The 21,284-nt window shown below is 68.2% G+C and carries 20 protein-coding genes; 2 read left to right on the top strand and 18 right to left on the bottom strand.

Annotation, left to right across the window (positions count from 1 at the left end):
* Positions 1–40: 40 nt before the first annotated feature.
* The 10 genes from whiA to AC04ME_RS06670 all read right to left on the bottom strand — a co-directional run bounded on the left by whiA (position 41) and on the right by AC04ME_RS06670 (position 11,329).
* Positions 41–1,018 carry a DNA-binding protein WhiA gene (gene whiA, locus AC04ME_RS06715; RefSeq protein ID WP_475434220.1) on the bottom strand — a complete coding sequence of 326 codons (978 nt, stop codon included), beginning with the start codon at positions 1,016–1,018 and terminating at the stop codon, positions 41–43.
* A 68-nt stretch (positions 1,019–1,086) separates the two neighbouring features.
* Entirely contained in the window at positions 1,087–1,959 is an 873-nt protein-coding gene (rapZ, locus tag AC04ME_RS06710; RefSeq protein WP_056377245.1) for an RNase adapter RapZ, read from the bottom strand.
* A 29-nt stretch (positions 1,960–1,988) separates the two neighbouring features.
* A complete protein-coding gene (uvrC, locus tag AC04ME_RS06705) occupies positions 1,989–3,905 on the bottom strand; it encodes an excinuclease ABC subunit UvrC (protein WP_079113061.1) in 1,917 nt (638 codons plus the stop codon).
* Complete coding sequence (gene uvrA / locus AC04ME_RS06700; protein ID WP_475434217.1) at positions 3,905–6,793, bottom strand: excinuclease ABC subunit UvrA; 2,889 nt, start codon at positions 6,791–6,793, stop codon at positions 3,905–3,907. The genes uvrC and uvrA overlap by 1 nt, the downstream gene beginning before the upstream one ends.
* Before the next feature lie 63 nt (positions 6,794–6,856).
* Positions 6,857–7,381, bottom strand: a complete 525-nt coding sequence (locus AC04ME_RS06695) for a hypothetical protein (protein WP_042541601.1) — start codon at positions 7,379–7,381, stop codon at positions 6,857–6,859.
* A complete protein-coding gene (locus AC04ME_RS06690; RefSeq protein ID WP_475434215.1) occupies positions 7,378–8,637 on the bottom strand; it encodes a DUF58 domain-containing protein in 1,260 nt (419 codons plus the stop codon). The genes AC04ME_RS06695 and AC04ME_RS06690 overlap by 4 nt, the downstream gene beginning before the upstream one ends.
* Entirely contained in the window at positions 8,634–9,599 is a 966-nt protein-coding gene (locus tag AC04ME_RS06685; protein ID WP_475434213.1) for an AAA family ATPase, read from the bottom strand. The genes AC04ME_RS06690 and AC04ME_RS06685 overlap by 4 nt, the downstream gene beginning before the upstream one ends.
* Before the next feature lies 1 nt (position 9,600).
* On the bottom strand, positions 9,601–10,137 hold the full coding sequence (locus tag AC04ME_RS06680; RefSeq protein ID WP_367819700.1) for a hypothetical protein: 537 nt from the start codon (positions 10,135–10,137) through the stop codon (positions 9,601–9,603).
* A complete protein-coding gene (locus AC04ME_RS06675; protein WP_079113067.1) occupies positions 10,134–10,865 on the bottom strand; it encodes a DUF4129 domain-containing protein in 732 nt (243 codons plus the stop codon). Before AC04ME_RS06675 ends, AC04ME_RS06680 begins: the two co-directional genes overlap by 4 nt.
* 20 nt (positions 10,866–10,885) lie before the next feature.
* Positions 10,886–11,329: a MarR family winged helix-turn-helix transcriptional regulator gene (locus AC04ME_RS06670; protein WP_042541605.1), complete on the bottom strand. Its 444-nt coding sequence runs from the start codon at positions 11,327–11,329 to the stop codon at positions 10,886–10,888.
* Between the two features lie 45 nt (positions 11,330–11,374).
* On the opposite strand from AC04ME_RS06670, the gene AC04ME_RS06665 reads away from it, so the two are divergent.
* Positions 11,375–11,617 carry a hypothetical protein gene (locus AC04ME_RS06665; protein ID WP_042541606.1) on the top strand — a complete coding sequence of 81 codons (243 nt, stop codon included), beginning with the start codon at positions 11,375–11,377 and terminating at the stop codon, positions 11,615–11,617.
* 9 nt (positions 11,618–11,626) lie between these two features.
* Here AC04ME_RS06665 and AC04ME_RS06660 read toward each other — a convergent pair whose 3' ends face one another.
* Positions 11,627–11,959: a TfoX/Sxy family protein gene (locus AC04ME_RS06660; protein WP_079113068.1), complete on the bottom strand. Its 333-nt coding sequence runs from the start codon at positions 11,957–11,959 to the stop codon at positions 11,627–11,629.
* 19 nt (positions 11,960–11,978) lie between these two features.
* Complete coding sequence (uvrB, locus tag AC04ME_RS06655) at positions 11,979–14,051, bottom strand: excinuclease ABC subunit UvrB (protein ID WP_475434211.1); 2,073 nt, start codon at positions 14,049–14,051, stop codon at positions 11,979–11,981.
* Between the two features lie 64 nt (positions 14,052–14,115).
* Between uvrB and AC04ME_RS06650 the strand changes: the two genes are divergently transcribed.
* Positions 14,116–14,736 (top strand): DUF4126 domain-containing protein, encoded by a 621-nt coding sequence (locus AC04ME_RS06650; RefSeq protein ID WP_042541609.1) that lies wholly within the window; start codon positions 14,116–14,118, stop codon positions 14,734–14,736.
* Here the strand turns inward: AC04ME_RS06650 and AC04ME_RS06645 are convergent.
* From AC04ME_RS06645 to acs, 6 genes are read right to left on the bottom strand one after another with little or no spacing between them, the layout of a single operon-like run.
* Positions 14,709–15,500 carry a GNAT family N-acetyltransferase gene (locus AC04ME_RS06645; protein ID WP_475434209.1) on the bottom strand — a complete coding sequence of 264 codons (792 nt, stop codon included), beginning with the start codon at positions 15,498–15,500 and terminating at the stop codon, positions 14,709–14,711. The two genes, AC04ME_RS06650 and AC04ME_RS06645, sit on opposite strands and share 28 nt — an antisense overlap.
* Before the next feature lie 60 nt (positions 15,501–15,560).
* A complete protein-coding gene (locus AC04ME_RS06640; protein ID WP_475434206.1) occupies positions 15,561–16,793 on the bottom strand; it encodes an MFS transporter in 1,233 nt (410 codons plus the stop codon).
* Positions 16,769–17,368 (bottom strand): dephospho-CoA kinase, encoded by a 600-nt coding sequence (gene coaE / locus AC04ME_RS06635; RefSeq protein WP_475434205.1) that lies wholly within the window; start codon positions 17,366–17,368, stop codon positions 16,769–16,771. The genes AC04ME_RS06640 and coaE overlap by 25 nt, the downstream gene beginning before the upstream one ends.
* Positions 17,369–17,400: 32 nt before the next feature.
* Positions 17,401–17,985 carry a CoA-binding protein gene (locus AC04ME_RS06630; RefSeq protein WP_475434203.1) on the bottom strand — a complete coding sequence of 195 codons (585 nt, stop codon included), beginning with the start codon at positions 17,983–17,985 and terminating at the stop codon, positions 17,401–17,403.
* Positions 17,982–19,286 carry an O-acetylhomoserine aminocarboxypropyltransferase/cysteine synthase family protein gene (locus AC04ME_RS06625; RefSeq protein WP_309694319.1) on the bottom strand — a complete coding sequence of 435 codons (1,305 nt, stop codon included), beginning with the start codon at positions 19,284–19,286 and terminating at the stop codon, positions 17,982–17,984. The genes AC04ME_RS06630 and AC04ME_RS06625 overlap by 4 nt, the downstream gene beginning before the upstream one ends.
* Positions 19,286–21,283, bottom strand: a complete 1,998-nt coding sequence (gene acs, locus AC04ME_RS06620; protein WP_475434201.1) for an acetate--CoA ligase — start codon at positions 21,281–21,283, stop codon at positions 19,286–19,288. The genes AC04ME_RS06625 and acs overlap by 1 nt, the downstream gene beginning before the upstream one ends.
* Position 21,284: the final 1 nt, after the last annotated feature.

Here is a 21,284-nt window from a genome sequence, read left to right as displayed (position 1 = left end):
CCCTTGACAGGGATCGCCTCGCTGATGTCGATGGACAGGCTCAGACGTCGAGTCCGGCGGRCACGGCGGCCTCGGTGCCCGGGATGCCCTCCTGCTGCGCACGCTTGTCGGCCATGGCCAGAAGACGGCGGATGCGGCCGGCGACGGCATCCTTCGTCATCGGCGGGTCGGCGTGGTGGCCCAGCTCGTCGAGGCTCGCGTCTCGGTGCGCGAGGCGCAGCTCACCGGCGACCTTGAGGTGGTCGGGCACCTCGTCGGCGAGGATCTCGAGAGCGCGCTCCACGCGGGCGCAGGCGGCGACAGCGGCCTGCGCGGAACGACGCAGGTTGGCGTCATCGAAGTTCACGAGACGGTTCACACCCGCGCGCACCTCGCGGCGCTGGCGCATCTCCTCCCAGGCGACAGCGGTCTTCTGTGCACCCATCTCGCTGAGGATCGTGCGGATGGCCTCGCCCTCGCGGACGACGACGCGGGGCATGCCGCGCACCTCGCGAGCTTTCGCAGCCACTCCGAGGCGGTGCGCGGCGCCGACGAGCGCCATGGCAGCCTCAGACGACGGGCAGGCGACCTCGAGCATGGCAGAGCGGCCTGGTTCACTCAGGGTTCCCGCGGCGAGGAACGCTCCGCGCCACAGACCGGCGACCTCTGCGCGGGAGCCCGTGGTGAGACGGTTGGGAAGTCCGCGGACCGGGCGACGGCGCTGGTCGAGCAGACCGGTCTGGCGTGCGAGGGTCTCCCCCGACGCGATCACCCTCACTGCCCACCGCGCTCCGTCGTTGGCCGTGCTCGACTGCACCTGGGCGATCTCGGGCCGAACACCGTAGATCTCCGCGAGGTCGCGCGCGACACGCTGCGCGAGGATCTCGGCATCCACCTCCGCCTCGACGGCGACCCGCCCGGCGATGGAGTGCAGTCCGCCGGCGAACCGGAGGATAGAGGTGACCTCCGCGACACGCACCGTCGGGGGTGCATTACGGATGCTGACAAGCTCAGCCTTGACGTCGGTGGTTAGTGCCACGACACTCCTCTACGCTCACGCGCCGGATCGCGGCGCAAACCTCCAGCCTACTCTGACGGAGGCTCCTGCTATTCCCTGCCGAGGTCCCGATGACGCACGTTGACGGCCACTCCGGGCACGGACGCGAGCCGACGAGCAAGCTCCTCCACCATGGCGACCGAGCGGTGCTTGCCGCCTGTGCAGCCGATAGCGATCGTCGAGTGGCTCTTGTTCTCGCGCTGATACCCCTCGAGCACCGGGGTGAGCGCCGACGTGTAGGAATCGAGGAACTCTGCGGCGCCTTCACGGGAGAGCACGTAGTTCTTCACCGCTTCGTCCTGTCCCGTCAGGCCGCGGAGCTCTTCGTTCCAGAAGGGATTGGGCAGGAAGCGCATGTCCGCGACGATGTCGACATCGGTCGGAAGACCGTACTTGAACCCGAAGCTCATGAGCGTCACACGGTGCCGCGCTGCACCCTCTTCGGAGAACAGGTCGGACACCTGCGTGGCGAGCTGATGGATGTTGAGCGCTGAGGTGTCGACCACGAGGTCGGCCGACTCGCGGATCGGCGCGAGGCGGAGGCGCTCGATGCGAATGCCGTCGAGCAGGGTGCCGTCGCCCTGGAGCGGATGCGGCCTGCGGACGGCCTCGAATCGACGCACGAGGACGTCGTCGGACGCATCCAGGAACAGCACGCGCACCGAACCGCGCGATCGCAACGCCCGCGCCACGCCGGGAAAATCGTCGAAGAGGTTGCGTCCTCGGACATCCACCACGGCGGCGACCTTGGGCAAGGCGTTGCCACCCATGTCGGTGAGGTCCAGCAATGGACGGAGAATCTGCGGCGGCAGGTTGTCCACGACATACCAGCCGAGGTCCTCGAGTGCGTTCGCGACCGTCGTGCGTCCAGCGCCCGACATGCCCGTGACGATGAGGAACTCGCCTTTGTCCCCGTCAGTCATGGTTACTCCTTCTCCCCCGCTCCCCCAGCCTAGCGAGAAGAGAGATGCGTATGGATGTTCTCGGCGAGCACAGGCCCGATCCCCTGCACCTCCTGGATCGCCTCGGGCGGTGCAGACCGCAGTGCGGTGACGGATCCGAAGTGCTTGAGTAGGACCTTTATCCGCGCCGCACCGAGGCCGGGAACCTCGGCGAGGATCGACGTGATGTCGTTCCTGCGTCGTTTGCGCTGGTGCGTGATCGCGAATCGGTGTGCTTCGTCCCTCAGTCGCTGGAGCAGGTAGAGCGACTCACTGGTGCGAGGCAGGATCACCGGGAAGTCATCCCCGGGGAGCCAGATCTCCTCGAGCCTCTTGGCGATGCCGCACACGGCGATCTCGGTGTGACCGGCGTCTCGGAGTGCCCGCGCGGCCGCCTCGACCTGCGGCTGCCCGCCATCGACGAGCAGCAGCTGCGGCGGATAGGCGAAGCGGGGCTTGCGCTTGACCTCGACGACGACCTCGTCGAGGTCGTCCTCCGACTCTCCAGGGACCCCCACGGCTGCGGCGGGCACTTCGGCTTCCTCGGGACGATCGAGGTAGGCGAGACGACGTCGCAGCACCTGGTACATCGAGTCGGTGTCGTCCGTGGTCTCGGCGATGTTGAACGAACGATACTGATCTTTTCGCGGCAGCCCGTCTTCGAAGACCACCATCGACGCCACCACGTTCGTGCCGCCGAGGTGCGAGATGTCGAAGCACTCGATGCGCAACGGCGCCTCCGACATCCCCAGCGCCTCCTGAAGATCTGTGAGAGCCTGCGTGCGCGCRATGTAGTCGCTCGTGCGACGGGTCTTGTAGCGGATCAACGCCTGCTGCGCGTTGAGTGTCGCGGTGCGCATGAGGTCGGCGCGCTGACCGCGCTGGGCGACGGCGATCTCGACCTTCTTGCCTCGCCGCTCGCGCAGCCACACCTCGAGCTCCGCCGCGTCGTCCGGCAGCGTCGGCACGATGATTCGCCGCGGCACGTCCTGGGCATCCCCGTACGCGCGCTGCAGCACCTGGTCGACCAGGTCGGCCGTCGAGATGTCGATCTCCTTCTCGATCGTCATCGCGCGGACGCCTCGGACGCGTCCGCCGCGGATCACGAAGTGCTGCACCGCTGCGGCGAGCTCGTCCTCCGCGATTCCGAACAGGTCGGCATCCTCGTCGGTCGCGAGGACCAGCGCGCTCTTGCCCAGCACCGCCTCGATCGCCGTGAGCTTGTCGCGGAATCTGGCGGCGGCCTCGTAGTCCATCGCAGCGGAGGCGGCCAGCATCCTCTTCGTCAGCTCTCGGGTGAAGCGCTCGTCGCCTCCGGCCATGAATGCGACGAAGTCGTCGACCATCGCACGGTGCTCCTCGATGGTGACCGTCATCGAGCACGGCCCGCCGCACTTGCCGATCTGCCCCGGAAAGCACGGACGCCCTGTCTGCATCGCGCGCTTGTAGCTGGAGTCGCTGCAGGTGCGGATCGGGAACGCCTTGACCATCAGGTCGATCGTCTCGTGAACCGCCCAGACCTTCGGATAGGGACCGAAGTAGCGCGCACCGGGGATCTTGCGGTTGCGGGTGACGATCACTCGCGGCGCCTCATCGCCCAGCGTCACGGCCATGAACGGGTAGGACTTGTCGTCCTTGTAGCGGACGTTGAAGGGCGGATCGAACTCCTTGATCCACATGTACTCGAGCTGCAACGAGTCCACGTCGGTCGAGACGACCGTCCATTCGACGGAGGACGCCGTGGTGACCATCCGTCTGGTGCGCTCGTGGAGCGTGCGCAACGGCGCGAAGTAGTTCGACAGACGTTGACGCAGGTTCTTCGCCTTGCCGACATAGAGCACGCGTCCATCGGCGTCGCGGAATCGGTACACGCCGGGGTTGGTGGGGATCTCACCAGCCCGCGGCTTGTACGGCAGGACGTCGGCCATCAGCTGGCCTTCCGCGCAGAACGCCCCTCACCCAGGATCTCGGCGAGGAACTGGCCCGTGTGACTGTCCTCGACTCGCGCGATCTGCTCGGGGGTGCCCGTCGCCAGGATCTCACCACCACCGGAACCGCCCTCCGGTCCGAGGTCGATCACCCAGTCGGCGGACTTGATCACATCGAGGTTGTGCTCGATGACGATCACCGTGTTGCCCTTGTCGACGAGCCCGTTCAGCACCTCGAGGAGCTTGCGCACGTCTTCGAAGTGCAACCCCGTGGTCGGCTCGTCGAGCACATAGATGCTGCGGCCGTTGCTGCGACGCTGGAGCTCGGTGGCGAGCTTGACGCGCTGCGCCTCGCCGCCCGACAGTGTCGTCGCCGACTGACCGAGACGCACGTAGCCGAGGCCCACGTCGACGAGGGTCTTCATGTAACGGTGGATCGCCTGGATGGGCTCGAAGAACTCCGCCGCCTCGGCGATCGGCATCTCGAGGACCTCGGCGATGTTCTTGCCCTTGTAGTGCACCGACAGCGTGTCGCGGTTGTAGCGCTTGCCGTGGCAGACCTCGCAGTCGACGTAGACGTCCGGCAGGAAGTTCATCTCGATCTTGATCGTGCCGTCGCCCGAGCACGCCTCGCAGCGGCCGCCCTTGACGTTGAAGCTGAAGCGCCCCGGCTGGTAGCCGCGGACCTTCGCCTCCGGCGTCTCGCTGAAGAGCGAGCGGATGCGATCGAAGACGCCGGTGTAGGTGGCCGGGTTCGAGCGCGGCGTGCGGCCGATCGGCGCCTGGTCGACGTGCACGACCTTGTCGAGGTTGTCGAGTCCCGAGACTCGGGTGTGCTTTCCGGGAACCGTGCGGGCGCCGTTGAGCCGCGAGGCGAGCACCTGGTAGAGGATGTCGTTGACGAGCGACGACTTGCCCGATCCCGACACTCCGGTGACCGCCGTCAGAACACCCAGCGGGAAGTTCACGCTGACGTTCTTCAGGTTGTTCTCGCGAGCACCGACGACGCTGAGCATCCGCTTCTTGTCGAGCTTGCGGCGCTTCGCAGGGGTCGGGATCTCGCGACGACCGGAGAGATACTGTCCCGTCATCGAGTCCGGCTCGTTCAGGAGTGCCTCGTACGAACCGGAATGCACCACCTCACCGCCGTTCACTCCCGCGCCCGGCCCGATGTCGACGACCCAGTCAGCCGACTCGATGGTCTCTTCGTCGTGCTCGACGACGATGAGCGTGTTGCCGAGGTCACGGAGCTTCAGAAGGGTGTCGATCAGTCGACGGTTGTCGCGCTGGTGCAGACCGATCGACGGCTCGTCGAGCACGTAGAGCACACCGGTGAGGCCCGACCCGATCTGTGTCGCGAGGCGGATGCGCTGTGCTTCGCCGCCCGAGAGCGATCCGGCCGAGCGGCTGAGGTTGAGATACGAGAGCCCGACCTGCAGCAGGAAGTCGAGTCGCAAGCGGATCTCACGCAGCACCTGCGCCGCGATCTGCGCCTCGCGGTCGGTGAGAGTGAGGGTCTCCATGAACGAGCGCGCATCGGCGAGGCTCAGGTGCGACACCTCGGCGATCGAGTGACCGTGCACCTGCACCGCGAGCACCTCGGGCTTGAGACGGTTGCCGTCGCACACGGGGCACGGCACCTCGCGGAGGTACTCGCCCCAGCGCGAGCGCTGCGTGTCGGACTCGGCCTGCGCGTACTGCCGCTCGATGTAGGGGACGACACCCTCGAAGCCGGACGCGTAACGCATCTCGCGCCCGTACCGGTTCTTGAACTTGACCGTGACCTTGTAGTTGTCTCCGCGGAGGATCGCGTCCTGCACGTCGACCCTGAGGTCCTGCCACGGGGTGTCGAGCGAGAAGTTGAGGTCGTCGGCCAGGCCCTCGAGCAGGCGCTCGTAGTACTGGAAGAGGCCCTTGCCCTGGGTGGTCCAGGGGATGATCGCGCCCTCGCGGATGGAGAGCTCCTCGTCACCGAGCATCAGGTCGATGTCCACCGACATGCGGGTGCCGAGCCCCGAGCAGGCGGGGCATGCGCCGAACGGCGCGTTGAAGGAGAAGGTGCGCGGCTCGATCTCGGTGAGGGACAGCGCGTGCCCGTTCGGGCACGCGAGCTTCTCGGAGAACGACTGCCAGGCGTCGTCGCCCTCTTCGTCGACGAAGTTCACCTGCACGACGCCGCCGGCGAGTCCGAGTGCGGTCTCGACCGAGTCGGTGACACGACCGAGGATGTCGTCGGCCGCGACCAGACGATCGACGACCACGGCGATGTCGTGCTTGTAGCTCTTCTTCAGCGTGGGCGGCTCGGCGAGCTGGATCAGGTCTCCGTCGACGATCGCGCGGGAGTATCCCTTGGCGCCCAGCTCGCGGAACAGATCGACGAACTCGCCCTTCTTCTGAGAGACGATGGGCGCGACGATCTGGTAGCGCGTCCGCTCGGGCAGCTCCATCAGCTGGTCGGCGATCTGCTGCACGGTCTGTCGCTGGATGCGCTCACCGCACTCGGGGCAGTGCGGAATGCCGATGCGCGCCCAGAGCAGACGCATGTAGTCGTAGATCTCGGTGATCGTGCCGACCGTCGACCGCGGGTTGCGGTTGGTCGACTTCTGATCGATCGACACCGCGGGGCTGAGCCCCTCGATGAAGTCGACGTCTGGCCGGTCGACCTGGCCGAGGAACTGGCGCGCGTACGCGCTCAGCGACTCGACGTAGCGACGCTGCCCTTCGGCGAAGATCGTGTCGAACGCGAGACTGGACTTTCCCGAACCGGACAGGCCGGTGAACACGACGAGGGAGTCGCGTGGGATGTCGATGTCGACGTTCTTCAGATTGTGTACGCGGGCACCGCGAACGCTGAGTTTTCCTGGGGTTGCAACCGGGACGATAGGCACTGATCAAGTCTACGAGGGGCCACAGACATTGGCTCCGTGAGGGCTCACAGGGAAGGCATCGCCTCACGGTGCTCGGCGGTTCGCCCTCACGACCAGGGTCACCGCGAGCGCCACGACGGCTCCGGCTCCCGCGACGGCGGCCCACGGCACCGTCTGCGCCGATCCCTGCGCGGCCGCTCCGCCGACGACCATCACCGCGACGGTCACCGGCTGGGCGATCGCCTGGACGACGAGCAGCCGCAGTGCGCTGGGCCGGAGCGCGGCGATCACCACTCGGGAACCCGCGGGGATCACGAGCGAGAGCGACATCAGCACGTGGATGAGCTGCACGACGAGCACCGCGATCATCGCGCGCCCGAGATCGGGCTCCGAGATCAGCATCCCGATCACGAGGCAGCCGACCGATCCCCACGCCGCGAACGTCTGCGGGAGGGCGGCGGCGACGATCGCCAGCACGACAGCGGCCACCTGCCACCCGATCAGCGGGCACAGGGCGACGGCCCCGGCGGCGACGACGGCGACGAGCGCGCCCCGAACGACGAGCCAGGAGACGGCCGGCCCGGTCTGCAGCGAGTCGTTCGCCCTCATCGGCGCGCCCTCGCGATCGCGAGCAGCGCCGATGACGGATCATCGGCCCAGGTGACCACATCGACTCCGGCGCCGTGCAGATCGGCGAACACGTTCTCCCGCTCGGCGAGCACGGTGCGAAGGCCGATGAGCTGTGCCCGGGTGAGACGCGTGCGATCGAGCGGCGGAAGCACGTCGACGGCGACGACTCGATGACCGCTCGCCCTCCACATCAGCGCCGTCTGTGCCGCCGCGCCCTCGAAGAACGTCGACAGTACGAAGATGACCGAGCCGTGCGGCACGGGAGGCGTGCGGCGGAAGGACGCATCCTCTCGTGCCTGACCGGTCGCGGCGATGGCCGCCACCACGCGCGCGAGGTGCCTCGATCCGCTGCCGCTGCGCAGCGACCGGCCCCCGTGCACGAGCACGTGCAGCGCGACGCGGTCGCCCGCGCCGATGGCCGAGTCGGCGATCGCGCGGGCGGCTTCCCGCGCGAGGTCGAGCGACGTCACGCCACTGCGTTCGAGATCGCCGCTCCCCCATGACGAGACGACCTCGCCGAGGTCTTCCGACGTGTCCATCGCGATCACGACGGAGGAGTCGCTCAGGGTGTTCGTCCGTCGAACCAGCAGATCCCCCGGCCTGCGTGCCATCCGCGCCGTGGCCCGCCAGTCCACGCGGCGGAGCTCGTCCCCCGGAGCGAAGGCGTGGATGTCCCTGAAGTCACCGCCCTGGCCCTGACGGCGCCCCTCGTGAGCACCGTGCGACCCGATCAGTCGTCGCGGCAACGGCAGCGCATCGATCGGTCGGCGGGGCGGTGCCACCTGGCGTCCGGCCGCGACGGGCCCCGCTGTCTTCGAGAGCGCCGCGCCCTCGAGAGAGAACCCTCTCGCCGCGGCTTGCACAGGAATCGCCGGCCCGGAATGCAGGACGGTGCTGCGGGCGGTGACGGATGATCCGCCCCCAGGCACGATCACTCGCCTGGTGCGGCGCTCCGACTGCACGATCACCATCTCGACGGCTTCCGCGTCGCTCTCGACGGCGATCGCGGTGAGCAGTTCTCCATCCTGTCCCGGCAGCGCATCGATCCTGACCTTCGCCTCGCCCCCGGCGGTGCCTCGTGCGATCGCGAACCCGCTCCAGAGGGCCAGAGGCAGGCCCATGGCCGCGACGTCCGGTCGGGCCGACAGAAGGCCGACAACGGCGAGGATCACCGCGCCGCCGATCGCCACCGACAGCACCGGCCCACGACGCCCTGCGTCGGGATCATCCGTCATCCGAGCGCCCCGACAGTCGGCGGCACCGCCACCTGACCGACGACCGATCGAACCACATCGGACGCCGAGGCACCCTGAGCCCATGCCTGTGGAGTGAGGGTGAGTCGATGGGCCAGCACAGGCACGGCGATGCGCTTGATGTCGTCCGGGCGCACGTAGTCGCGACCGTCCAGCGCCGCCAGCGCTCGTCCGAGCAGCAGCAGACCGAGCGAACCTCGCGGCGAGGCCCCGACCTCGACGTGCGGCGCATTCCGCGTGGCGCGGGTGATCTCGACGCAGTAGCGGGTGATGTCCTGATCGACGTGGATGGCTTCGACCGCGTTCTGCAGGGCGACGAGCTGGTCGGCATCGATCACCGGGGCGACGTGGGTCGCCTCCTCTCGCCTGCTCACCCGGTTCTCCAGGATCCGAGCCTCGTTGTCCGCGTCCGGATAGCCCACGGACAGCCGCACCATGAATCTGTCGAGCTGCGCCTCGGGAAGCGCGTAGGTGCCCTCGTACTCGATCGGATTCGACGTCGCGATCACATGGAACGGCGCCGGCAGCGCGAAGCTGTTGCCCTCGACCGTCACCTGTCGCTCCGCCATCGCCTCGAGCATCGCCGACTGCGTCTTCGGGGTGGTTCTGTTGACCTCGTCGGCGAGCAGCAGACCGGTGAAGATCGGCCCGGGACGGAAGACGAAGTCGCCCGAGTCCGGTGCGTACACGTACGATCCGGTCACGTCGCCCGGGAGCATGTCGGGGGTGCACTGCAACCGACGGAACGACAGCCCCAGGGCCGCCGCGAGACTGCGAGCGGCGAGGGTCTTTCCCAGCCCTGGCACGTCCTCGAACAGCACGTGACCACCCGCGAGAATCGTCGCGAGCGCGATCTCGACGGGGTCGTCCATGCCCACCACGACCGTCCTCACCGCGGCGAGGATCCTGGCTCCGGTGTCGGCGATCTCTGCGGGGCTCGTCATGTCATCTCCTTGATCGACGGAACAGCGAGGGCCGCGCCTGGCCGGTGGCTGGGGCGTGCGACGCGAGCGACGGCTCGCCGGGTGAGGAAGGGTTCAGTCGATCGACGGCATCCAGGGCCCGTTCGATGTCGACGATCGTCGGGGCGGGACCCGTCAGCTGTTCCCAGAGCCCGGGTCCGATCACCGCGGTGAGTCGTGCCCTGTCCTCCGGGTTGTCCGGGTCGATTCCCTGGCGCACCAGCCTATGGCGGAGGATCGCGCTGACGCGTCGGGTGATCTGCTGTCCGGCGATACCGGTGTGCGTGTTCAGGGCCCACGCCATCCGAGAGATCTCGGTCGGCCGACGATGGCGTTCCGTGTCGATACGCGGGGCGTCGAAGCCGGGCTCGAGCGGCATCACGAGTTGTCCGAGCAGACCGACCGCGCAGATCAGCAGACTCCAGCCGATCACGAACGGCCAGGTGAAGCCGAAGCCGAGGAGGGCGAGAGCAGCGACGACCGCCGCACCGATCGCGAGAAGTGTTCTCCGTGCGCTCATCGCCACACCCCCTCGATGCGCCGAAGGGCCTGTCGCGCCGAGGCCCGATCATGTTCGTCGGCCACCCGCGTGCCGAAGCGGACGCTCTCATAGAGGCGCAGCAACGCCGCAGCGTCGTCGGCGGCGCCCGGCCGCAGAGTGATGATCCGCACCACGAACTCCCCCGGAGTCTCGCTCGCCGCACGCTTCACCCCCGCGTCCGCCGCGCTCTCTTCGAGACCGATCCACGCGGCGACGATGGCATCCGAGGCCGTGGCACGCTCATCGATCGTCGCCAGCGCGCCGGCGATCCCGCGTTGCATCACCCCGACCGCGACGTCCGCTGTCGGGGTCGATGCGAGCTGATCGACCTCGGATGCGACGACGGCTGCGTCACGACGCCGGAGCGGGCGATCTCGCCATGCTCGAAGCAGGGCTCTGGCGGCGATCACGAGGAGCGCGACGATCCCGGCCGCGACCAGGAGCATCAGGATCACCGTGAGAGTCTGCGCGAGCGCGGCGTTCGTGGGTTCGACCTCCACCGGCTCGGGGAGCCCGGTTCCACCCGGCGACACGGTGGGCAGCGGCTCTGCCGTCCCCTCGGGAATCGGCTCGGTGGGGCGGAACGTCGGCTGACCCTGGATCGCCGACGCGATCATCGCCGCGCCGAACAGAACGACGACGACGACGGGAAGGACCATCCGATCGACACTCCGGCGCGCAGGACGCGTCTGGTGTTCGATCGGCATGCCCACACCCTATGACGCGGTCACTCCTGGGCTGAACGGCGCCCCGCGAATGCCGACAAACCATCGCGCAGTGTCGCGATCTGCTGCAGGTCCATTCCCACAGCGGTCATCACCTGGCGCGGAACATCGAGGGCTCGGCCACGCAGAGCCCGACCGGCGTCCGTGAGCGTGATGTCGAGACGGCGCTCGTCCTCGACGCTGCGCTGCCTCGCCACAAGACCGTCTGCCTCCAGCCGCTTCACCAGCGGCGACGCCGTCGCAGGCTCGAGCGCGAGGTCGGCCGCGAGATCGTTCAGTGGGCGCGGAGCACGTTCCCAGAGCGCCAGCATCACAAGATACTGCGGATGCGTGAGCCCGAGGGGCTCCAGAATCGGCCGGTAGATCGCCACGACGTTGCGTGCTGCGGTCACCAGAGCGAAGCAGAGCTGGTTGTCGAGCTTGAGCAGGTCATCCGATGCGGTCACGGATTCGAATATACATTGACCCTAATAGTTAGTACACTAAGCAACATGGCCAGTTCTGATGATCGCCCTTCGCTCCGCACTCGGATCCGCGAAGCCGGAGGCCTGTATGCCTGGTTCAACTCGAATCTGATCCGCTTCGCCGGCCCGGCCTCGGTCGGCCCCTACGAGAAGACGCCCCCGCCGAGCCCGTCCGAACGTGCCGAACGCGCCTGTCCGCTGTGCGGCTCCCCGATGAGCGAGCATGAGATCGACCGGTCGGGCCCCAAGACGCTCGTCCACTGCCCCTGAGGCTCGCTCTCAGCCGTCTCGCTTCGCGTCTTCACGCGCGATGTCGAGCCAGGCCGCGAGGTCGTCGTCGTCGATGAGCGCGCTCGGCGATACGTCGAGCCAACCGGTGCCCATGGTCCGCGGACCCATGACCGCGGACGCGACCCCTGGCCGGGTGATCAGCGACGCGCCGTGCTCTTCGTCGACGCGCACGAGCAGCACCCCGCCGGTGCGCGCACCGACGAGGATGTGACCGTCGAGGAGGAACGCGCGCGTGCCGAACATCCGCTTCTCCTCGACGTTCCCGTCAAGGGTGAGAAGCGCTCTCACGCGATCGGCGAGCTCTTCTCCTGATGCGTCCATCCTGGTCGCTCCCGTGTCGTCAGGCGTGGCCGGCCTTCTCTATGGCACGCAGCTCCTTCTTCATGTCCTGCACCTCGTCACGCAGTCGTCCGGCGAGCTCGAACTTGAGCTCCGCGGCCGCCGCGAGCATCTGGTCGGAGAGGTCCTGGATCACGGCTTCGAGCTGCTGAGCGCCTTCGGCGGCGATCCCGGTGCGCCGGAGGTTGGGCGTCGGCGACTTCCCCTTGCCGGTCGCGCGCCCGCGGCCGGACATCATCGCAGCGGTGTCGGCGCCTTCGCGGGCGAGCACCTCGGTGATGTCGGCGATCCGCTTGCGCAGCGGCTGCGGGTCGATCCCGTGCTCCAGGTTGTAGGCGACCTGCTTCTCGCGACGTCGATCCGTCTCTTCGATCGCCTTGGCCATCGAGTCGGTGATCCTGTCGGCGTACATGTGCACTTCGCCCGAGACGTTGCGCGCCGCGCGGCCGATCGTCTGGATCAGCGACGTGCCCGATCGCAGGAAGCCCTCTTTGTCGGCGTCGAGGATCGCAACCAGCGACACCTCGGGCAGATCGAGTCCTTCACGCAGCAGGTTGATTCCCACCAGGACGTCGTAGACGCCCGCCCGCAGCTCGCTGAGCAGTTCGACCCGTCGCAGCGTGTCGACGTCGGAGTGGAGGTAGCGAACGCGCACGCCGTGCTCGCCGAGGAAGTCCGTCAGCTCTTCGGACATCTTCTTGGTGAGCGTCGTCACGAGCACACGCTCGTCACGCCCGACACGCTGCCTGATCTCCTCGAGAAGGTCGTCGATCTGGCCCTTCGACGGCTTCACGATGATGTGCGGGTCGACCAGACCCGTCGGGCGGATGATCTGCTCCACCACGCCGTCGGCGATGCCCATCTCGTACTTGCCGGGAGTGGCCGAGAGATACACGGTCTGCCCGATCCTGTTCTTGAACTCGTCCCACCGCAGCGGCCTGTTGTCCATCGCGCTCGGCAGCCGGAAGCCATGGTCGACGAGCGTGCGCTTGCGTGATGCGTCTCCCTCGTACATCGCGCCGATCTGCGGCACCGTGACGTGCGACTCGTCGATCACGAGCATGAAGTCGTCGGGGAAGAAGTCGAGCAGCGTGTGCGGCGGCTCGCCGGGCTGACGCCCGTCCATGTGCCGGGAGTAGTTCTCGATTCCCGAGCAGAAGCCGAGCTGCTGCAGCATCTCCAGGTCGAAGGTCGTGCGCATCCGCAGCCGCTGGGCCTCGAGCAGCTTCCCCTGACGCTCGAACTCCTTGAGCCGCTCCTCGAGCTCGTGCTCGATCGTGCCGATCGAGCGCTGGATCACGTCGGTTCCCGCCACGTAGTGCGAGGCGGGGAAGATCGGCACGGAGTCGAGCTTCTCGATGACCTCTCCGGTGAGCGGATGCAACGAATAGAGCGCTTCGATCTCGTCACCGAACAGCTCGATGCGGATCGCATGCTCCTCGTACACCGGGATGATCTCGATGGTGTCGCCTCGCACCCGGAAGTTGCCCCGGGAGAAGTCGACGTCGTTGCGGTTGTACTGCATCGAGATGAACTGCCTGATCAGCGCGTCGCGGTCGTACCGCTCTCCCACCTGGAGGGCGACCATGGCGCGGAGGTACTCTTCTGGCGCACCGAGGCCGTAGATGCAGGAGACGGTGGAGACGACGATCACGTCGCGGCGGCTGAGCAGCGAGTTCGTGGTCGAGTGACGCAGACGCTCGACCTCGGAGTTGATCGAGGAGTCCTTCTCGATGAAGGTGTCGGTCTGAGGCACGTACGCCTCTGGCTGGTAGTAGTCGTAGTAGGAGACGAAGTACTCGACGGCGTTGTTCGGCATCAGCTCGCGGAACTCGTTGGCCAGCTGCGCGGCGAGCGTCTTGTTGTGCGCGAGGACGAGCGTCGGACGCTGCACCTGCTCGACCAGCCAGGCGGTCGTCGCCGACTTTCCGGTACCGGTGGCGCCGAGCAGCACGATGTCGGTCTCGCCGGCGTTGATACGCGATGCGAGTTCGGCGATCGCCTTCGGCTGGTCGCCGGCAGGCGCATATTCGCTGATGACCTCGAAGGGACGAACACTGCGCGTGGGTTGCATACCTCCAGCGTATGCCGGGCCACCGACATCGGGGCCACGAGCGGCCTCCGCCTAGAGTGGGGGCGTGATCGAGTTCCTCATCGGCACCAGTCTCGCCGCGTCTGCGGGCCTCAATGCCTGGATGCCGCTGTTCCTGCTGGGCCTCGCCGATCGGCTACTCCCCTCCGTGGTGCTGCCGGCCTCGTGGTCGTGGCTGTCGAGCGATCTCGCGCTCTGGATCCTCGGCGGGCTGCTGCTGCTGGAGGTCGTGGCCGACAAGATCCCTGCGCTCGATTCCCTGAACGACGTGATCCAGAGCATTCTGCGTCCGGCATCCGGTGGCATCGCCTTCGGCGCCGGCTCGGGCGCTCAGACGATCGCGGTCGACGACCCTGCCGCGTTCTTCACCGACAACGCCTGGGTGCCGGTGGTCTCCGGCATCGCGATCGCCCTGGTCGTGCACATCGCGAAGGCCACGGCGCGTGTCGCCGCCAACACCGTGACCGGCGGCCTTGCGGCTCCTGTCCTGAGCACGGCTGAGGACGGGGCATCGTTCATGCTCGCGATCACGGCGATCGTCATCCCCGTCGTGGCCGCCCTGCTGCTGGTGGGCCTCGTCATCGTCGTCGTCGTGGGCGCGCGCCGCCTGGCGCGCAGGCGTCGAGAGGGCGGTGCCGGTCAGTCAGCCGGCCGCGTCCACACGTAGGGCGTGGTGGTCGAGACCTTGACGAGTCCCGCACGCTCGAGGATCGGCCGCGAGAACTCGGTGCAATCCGACTGCAGGTACCGCTTGCCGAGCGCGAGGGCGGATCGCGCGCGCTCCGCCGTCAGCGCTCTGTAGATCCCTCGACCCCGCCATTCGGGCAGCGTCGCTCCGCCCCACAGACCGGCGAAGCGGGTGCCGGCCACGGGCTCCAGGCGTCCAGCGCTGATCACCGCTCCATCAGCCACAGCCGTCCAGAGCTCCACGGTGTCATCTTCCCGGATGCGCTGCAGCGTCGTCTCGACGCGCACGCGCCACTGCGGATCGCCGAAGACCCTCCCCTGCATCTCCTCCATCGCGAACACCTCGGCCTCGGTGCGCGCCCGCCGGAGCTCCACCTCCGAGGGAAGGTCGACGGGCTGGGCGAGCGCCGCCGCCTCGCCGATCATCACCGACTCCTCGTCCTCAGGCACGAACCCACGGCTCTCCAGAGCCCGGCCGAGCCGAGGCGCACGATCATGCCCTCGCGTCTTCCACTCGATCGAATCGATGCCGCTGAGGGTCGTGAAGTGCGCGAGCGCGACGTCGATGAGCTCTTCGATTCCGCCGGAGTCGTGGCCATCGAGGTCCGAGTACGACACGAACCCGCGCCCGCCGGGGAAGACGGCGAGTCGCAGCGGTCCGTGCATCGCCACACTGAGCGCGTGCGTCACCTCGGCGTCCGTGCGCAGCTCACGATCGTAGGCGGCGAGATAGGTCAGGCGCATGAGGCGATCCTCCCGGTCGACAGTGGCAGTGAGCGACGGCGATGAGGTGCCGCTTCGTGATCATACGCGGCCGGTCGACGCCTGCCGCAGGGCGCGTGCCGCCAGCGCCGCGGACACCGCGCACATCGCCACGATCACCGCCACGAACCACGCCCAGTCAGCCCTGCCGAACACGATCCCCAGCGCCCAGCCGAAGAGGCTCGACCCCGCGTAGTAGCCGAAATAGTAGAGCGACGATGCCTGCGCCCTGCTGTCGGAGGCGGCTGCGGCGGGAGCCCACCCCGAGGCGACGGCATGCGCGCCGAAGAAGCCGGCGGTGAAGAGCAGCAGCCCGACGATCACCGCGAAGAGCACCTGGCTCAACATGGCGAGGGCGCCGACGGCCATCACGGCGATCGAGGCGAGCAGCACCGGATACCGGCCGAAGCGGGATGCGAGCGCACCTGCTGTCGGCGACGAGACGGTGCCTGCGAGATAGGCCAGGAACAGCAGTGTGACCACCCACCCCGGAAGGGCGAACGGCGCGTCGATCAGGTGGAACCCGAGGTAGTTGTACACCGCGACGAAGGCGCCCATGAGAAGAAAGCCCTGCATGTAGAGCGCGAGCTGCGTCGCGGAGCGCAGCGGCATCGCCAGGCGCGCAAGCATCCGCGGCGACGCGTCGTGTCGAAATCGACCGGGCACGAACCCCTGAGCCTTCGGAGTGAGCCAGAGGAACAGGACCGCTGCCACCGCGCACACACCGGCGACGGTCCAGATGCCCGCGCGCCATCCCCATGGCTCGCCGGCCAATCCCGACAGGACACGACCGAGCAGGCCGCCCACGGTCGTCCCGGCTATGTAGCTCCCCGCTGCAGCCGCGGCATCGCGTGCGCTCACCTCCTCGCTGAGATATGCGAGCGCCACCGCGGGCACGGCGCCCAGCGCCACGCCCTCGAGCAGCCGCAGTGCCAGCAGCATCTCCATGCCGGTGCTGAAGGGCGCGAGAACCCCCAGCGCCGTCGCTGTGAGGATGCCGATCCCCATGGCGGGAACCCGCCCGATGCGGTCTGCGACCATCGACCACGGAACGACGGCCGCCGCCAGACCGAGCGTCGCAGCCGACACCGCGAGCGCCGCGGTGGCAGGCGTGATCCCCAGGTTCGACGAGAGTTGCGGCAGCACGGCCTGCGGCGAGTACAGCTGCGCGAACGTCGCGATGCCGGCGAAGAACAGCCCGACGATGAGACGCCGATAGGCGGGAGACCCGGGTGTGTGACCGGTGAAGGTCACGACGAGCGGATCCGCTCCCACAGGGCGTCGGTCTGCCGGATCGTCTCCTCCAGTGAACCTGCGGTCTCGATGACCTCGTCGGCGATCGCGAGCCGACGCTCGTCGGACACCTGCGCGTCGATCCGTTCCTGGGCCGCCTGCTCCGCCATGCCGCGCAGCTCGACGAGCCGCCGCCTGCGCTCGTCCGCTGGTGCATGGGCCACGACGATCAGATCCCACGGGTCATCGACCCGCGCCTCGACCAGAAGAGGGACGTCGTACACGACGACGGTCTCGGGACCGGCGGAGGCGGCCTCCTCGAATCGACGCTGCGACTCGGCACGCACCGCGGGGTGGACGATCGCGTTCAGCCGCGCCAGCTGCTCGGGATCGCCGAACACCTTGGCGCCCAGGGCAGCCCGGTCGAGTGCGCCGTCCGCGTCGATGACATCGGCGCCGAAGACGTCCTCGATCCGTGCCAGCACCGCAGAGCCTGGCGCCTGCACGTCGCGCACGATCTGATCGGCGTCGACGACGACTGCTCCGAGTTCTGCGAGTCGTCGCGCGATGGTCGACTTGCCCGAGGCGATGCCGCCGGTGAGAGCGATGAGAGGCATCTCGCCAGTCTAGGCTCGACCGCGAGCTCGGGTCATCGCGCCAGCAGCTGCCGACGCGAGCTGATGACCCCGGTGTCGAATCCGGCGAGGTGGAGCCCTCCATGGAACCGGGCATGCTCGATTTTGATGCACCGATCCATCACCACCGAGAGCCCCGCCCCCTCGGCGATCGCGGCGGCATCCTCGTTCCATGAACCCAGCTGCAGCCAGAGCGTGTGCGCGCCGGCCTCGATCGCCTCCTGGGCCACCCCCGGCAGGTCGTCGTGCCGGCGGAACACGTCGACGATGTCGGGCACCACAGGCAGGTCTGCAAGTGAGGCGTAGACCGGCTGTCCGAGGATCTCCGCCTCCCGCGGGTTGACGAGGTACACGTCATACGCGGTGCTGGAGAGCAGATAGGTCGCCACGAAGTACGACGCCCGCGCAGGGTTGTTCGATGCACCGACGATGGCGACGGATCTCGCGCGCCGGAGGATGCTGAAGCGCTCCTGCTGGCCGGGTCCGATCCAGGTGCGGTCGGGCTGCGCCGGCGAGGACCCGGGGAGCGCGCAGGATGCGATGTCCTGCGCAGTCGGAAGCGCGCAGGCCTCGGCGTCCGTGGTCTCGATTCCGCTCATCGGGTCGCTCCTGTCGCTGTCGTGAGGGCCTGATCGAGATCCCAGATGATGTCTTCGGCGTCCTCGAGACCCACCGAGATGCGGATGAGGTCGGGGCGCACGCCCGCGGCGACGAGCTGCTGTTCCGTGAGCTGACGATGGGTGGTGGATGCCGGATGGATCACGAGCGTGCGCGCATCGCCGATGTTCGCGAGATGGGACGCGAGCTGGAGGTTCTCGATGAGGGTCTCCCCCGCGGCACGGCCGTCATCGGCCTTCACACCGAAGGCGAACACCGACCCAGGGCCGAGCGGCAGGTACTTCGCAGCGCGCTCATGGTGCGGGTGATGAGCCAGGCCCGCCCAGGTCACGTACTCGACCCGGGGGTCCGAGTCGAGCCACTCGGCGACGACCCGCGCGTTCGCGAGGTGCGCGTCGATGCGCTGCGGCAGCGTCTCGACTCCCTGCAGGAGGTTGAACGCCGACTGCGGGCTGAGCGCCGGACCGATGTCGCGAAGCTGCTCGGTGCGGAGCTTGGTGAGGAACCCGTACTCGCCGAAGTTGTCCCACCATTTGATGCCGCCGTAGGACTCGACGGGCTCTGTCATCTGCGGGAACCGTCCGTTGCCCCAGTCGAAGGTGCCCTTCTCGATCACGACGCCGCCGAGTGTGGTGCCGTGGCCCCCGAGGAACTTCGTCACCGAGTGGATGACGATGTCGGCGCCGTGCTCGAGCGGCCGTGCGAGGTACGGAGTGGCGAGGGTCGCGTCGACGACGAGCGGCACACCGGCGGCATGCGCGACCTCCGCGAGGCCTTCGATGTCGGCGATCTCACCCGACGGGTTGCCGATCATCTCCACGTAGACGACCTTGGTCTCGGGGCGGATCGCGGCGGCGTAGTCGGCGGGGTCGGTGGATGCGACGAAGGTCGTCTGCACGCCGAACCGGCGCAGCGTCACGTCGAGCTGCGTCACCGTGCCTCCGTACAGCTGGGCGGAGGCCACCACGTGGTCACCGGCTCCGACGAGCGCGGCGAACGTGATGAACTCCGCGCTCATGCCGGATGCCGTCGCGACCGCGCCGATCCCGCCCTCGAGCGATGCCAGCCGTTCTTCGAGCGCAGCGACGGTGGGGTTGCCGATGCGCGAGTAGATGTTGCCGTACTTCTGCAGCGCGAAGAGGTTGCCGGCATCCGTCGCATCCTCGAAGACGAAGGAGGTCGTCTGGTAGATCGGCACGGCGCGGGCACCCGTCGCAGCATCGGGAGTGCCGCCGGCGTGGAGAGCCCTCGTGCGAAAGCCGAAGCGGTGTTCTTCCGTCATCATGTCCTCAGTTCAGCGGTCTCGAGCACGGCGGCGATGTCGTCGACGGCCCACGGGTTCTGGAGAGATGTCGTGTCCCCGAGCGGGGCGGGTGCTCGTCCGGCGCGGCGATCCTGCTCGGCTTCCCACAGCTGTGCGAGCAGCCGTCGCATGATCTTGCCGGAGCGTGTCTTGGGGAGGTCGGGGACCACGACGATGTGCTTCGGCTTGGCGACGGGGCCGATCGCCGTGGCGACCTGGCCGCGCAGCTGCGAGGTCGAGACCTCCGCGCGTCCTGATGCGGTGACGAACGCGACCACGGCCTGCCCGGTGACGGGATCGGAGACGCCTGCGGTACCGGCCTCCCCCACCGTGTCGTGGGCCACGAGCGCGGATTCGATCTCGATCGTAGAGAGCCTGTGGCCGGACACGTTCACGACGTCGTCGAGGCGGCCGAGGATCCAGATGTAGCCGTCGGCATCGCGCGTCGCCCCGTCACCGGCGACATAGTATCCGCCGTGCTCGCCGTGTCCGGCATACGCCGACCAGTACGCATCGCGGTAACGCTGCGGGTTGCCCCACACGGTCCGCGCCATTCCCGGCCACGGGCGCCGCACCACGAGCGTTCCGGATCTTCCGGGCGCGACCTCATCGCCGTTCGCGTCGACGACGGTCGCGTCGATCCCGGGCAGCGGCACGGATGCAGAGCCGGGCTTGAGCGTCGTCACTCCCGGAAGAGGCGCGATCATCGCTGCTCCGGTCTCGGACTGCCACCAGGTGTCGACCACCGGGAGCTCGTCGCGCCCGAAGTTGCGGCGGAACCAGATCCAGGCTTCGGGGTTGATCGCTTCCCCGACCGTTCCGAGCAGACGCAGCGTCGAGAGGTCGTGCCCCTGCGGCAGCTCTGCGCCGAACCACGTCATGAAGGTGCGGATGAGCGTGGGGGCGGTGTAGTAGACGGTCACGCCGTAGCGCTCGATGATCTCGAGATGGCGTTCGCGGTTCGGCGCGTCCGGCGTCCCCTCGTAGATGACCTGCGTCAGCCCGTTCGAGAGCGGGCCGTAGATCTCGTATGTGTGGGCCGTCACCCACGCGAGATCCGCCGTGCACCAGTGCACGTCGTCGGGTTTCGCGTCGAAGTGCGCCCAGTGCGCCCAACTCGCGTGAGTGAGGTACCCGCCCGAGGTGTGGACGAGCCCCTTCGGCTTCCCTGTGGTGCCTGACGTGTAGATGATGAAGAGCGGATGCTCGGCATCGAATGCGTCGGGTTCATGCCGGGAGGAGGCGGTGTCGACGACGTCGTGCCACCACACGTCGCGCCCTTCCGTCCACGGGACGTCCTGTCCGGTACGCCGGAGCACGAGGACGTGCTCGAGGTCGGGAAGATCCGCGGCAGCGGTGTCGGCCGTCGACTTGACCTCGGTGGCGGTGCCCTGGCGGAACTGGCCGTCGCTCGTCACGAGCAGCTTTGCGCCGGTGTCCGCGAGCCGGAACCGCACCGCCTCGGCGGAGAACCCGCCGAACACCAGTGAGTGCACGGCTCCGACGCGCGCGCAGGCGAGGGTGATCACGACCGTCTCGATCAGCACCGGGAGGTAGATGACGACGCGGTCGCCCGGTCGGATGCCGAGTGCGATGAGCGCGTTGGCCGCACGCGAGACCCTGTCCTGGAGGTCGGAGTACGTCACGGCGATGCGGTCGCCCGGCTCGCCCTCGAAGTGCAGCGCGACCTTGTCGCCGCGCCCGGCCTCGACGTGGCGGTCGACGCAGTTGTACGCGACGTTGAGCTGTCCGCCGACGAACCATCGTGCGGCGGGAACCGCATCCCCCACGGGCGGATCCCATTCGTGAGCCGTGTGCCAGGGCTCGGCCCAGTCGAGCCGCTCGGCCGCCTGCTCCCAGAACAGTGTCGGGTCGGACGCCGCCCGCGCGTACGCCTCAGCAGTCACGTTCGCCGTCGCAGCGAACCCGGCAGGCGCCGAGTAGGTGCGGGTCTCATGCAGACGAGCTTCCGTCACG

The organism is Microbacterium sp. LjRoot205, assembly GCF_056175745.1.
This window is presented reverse-complemented; position numbering and strand designations above follow the sequence as displayed.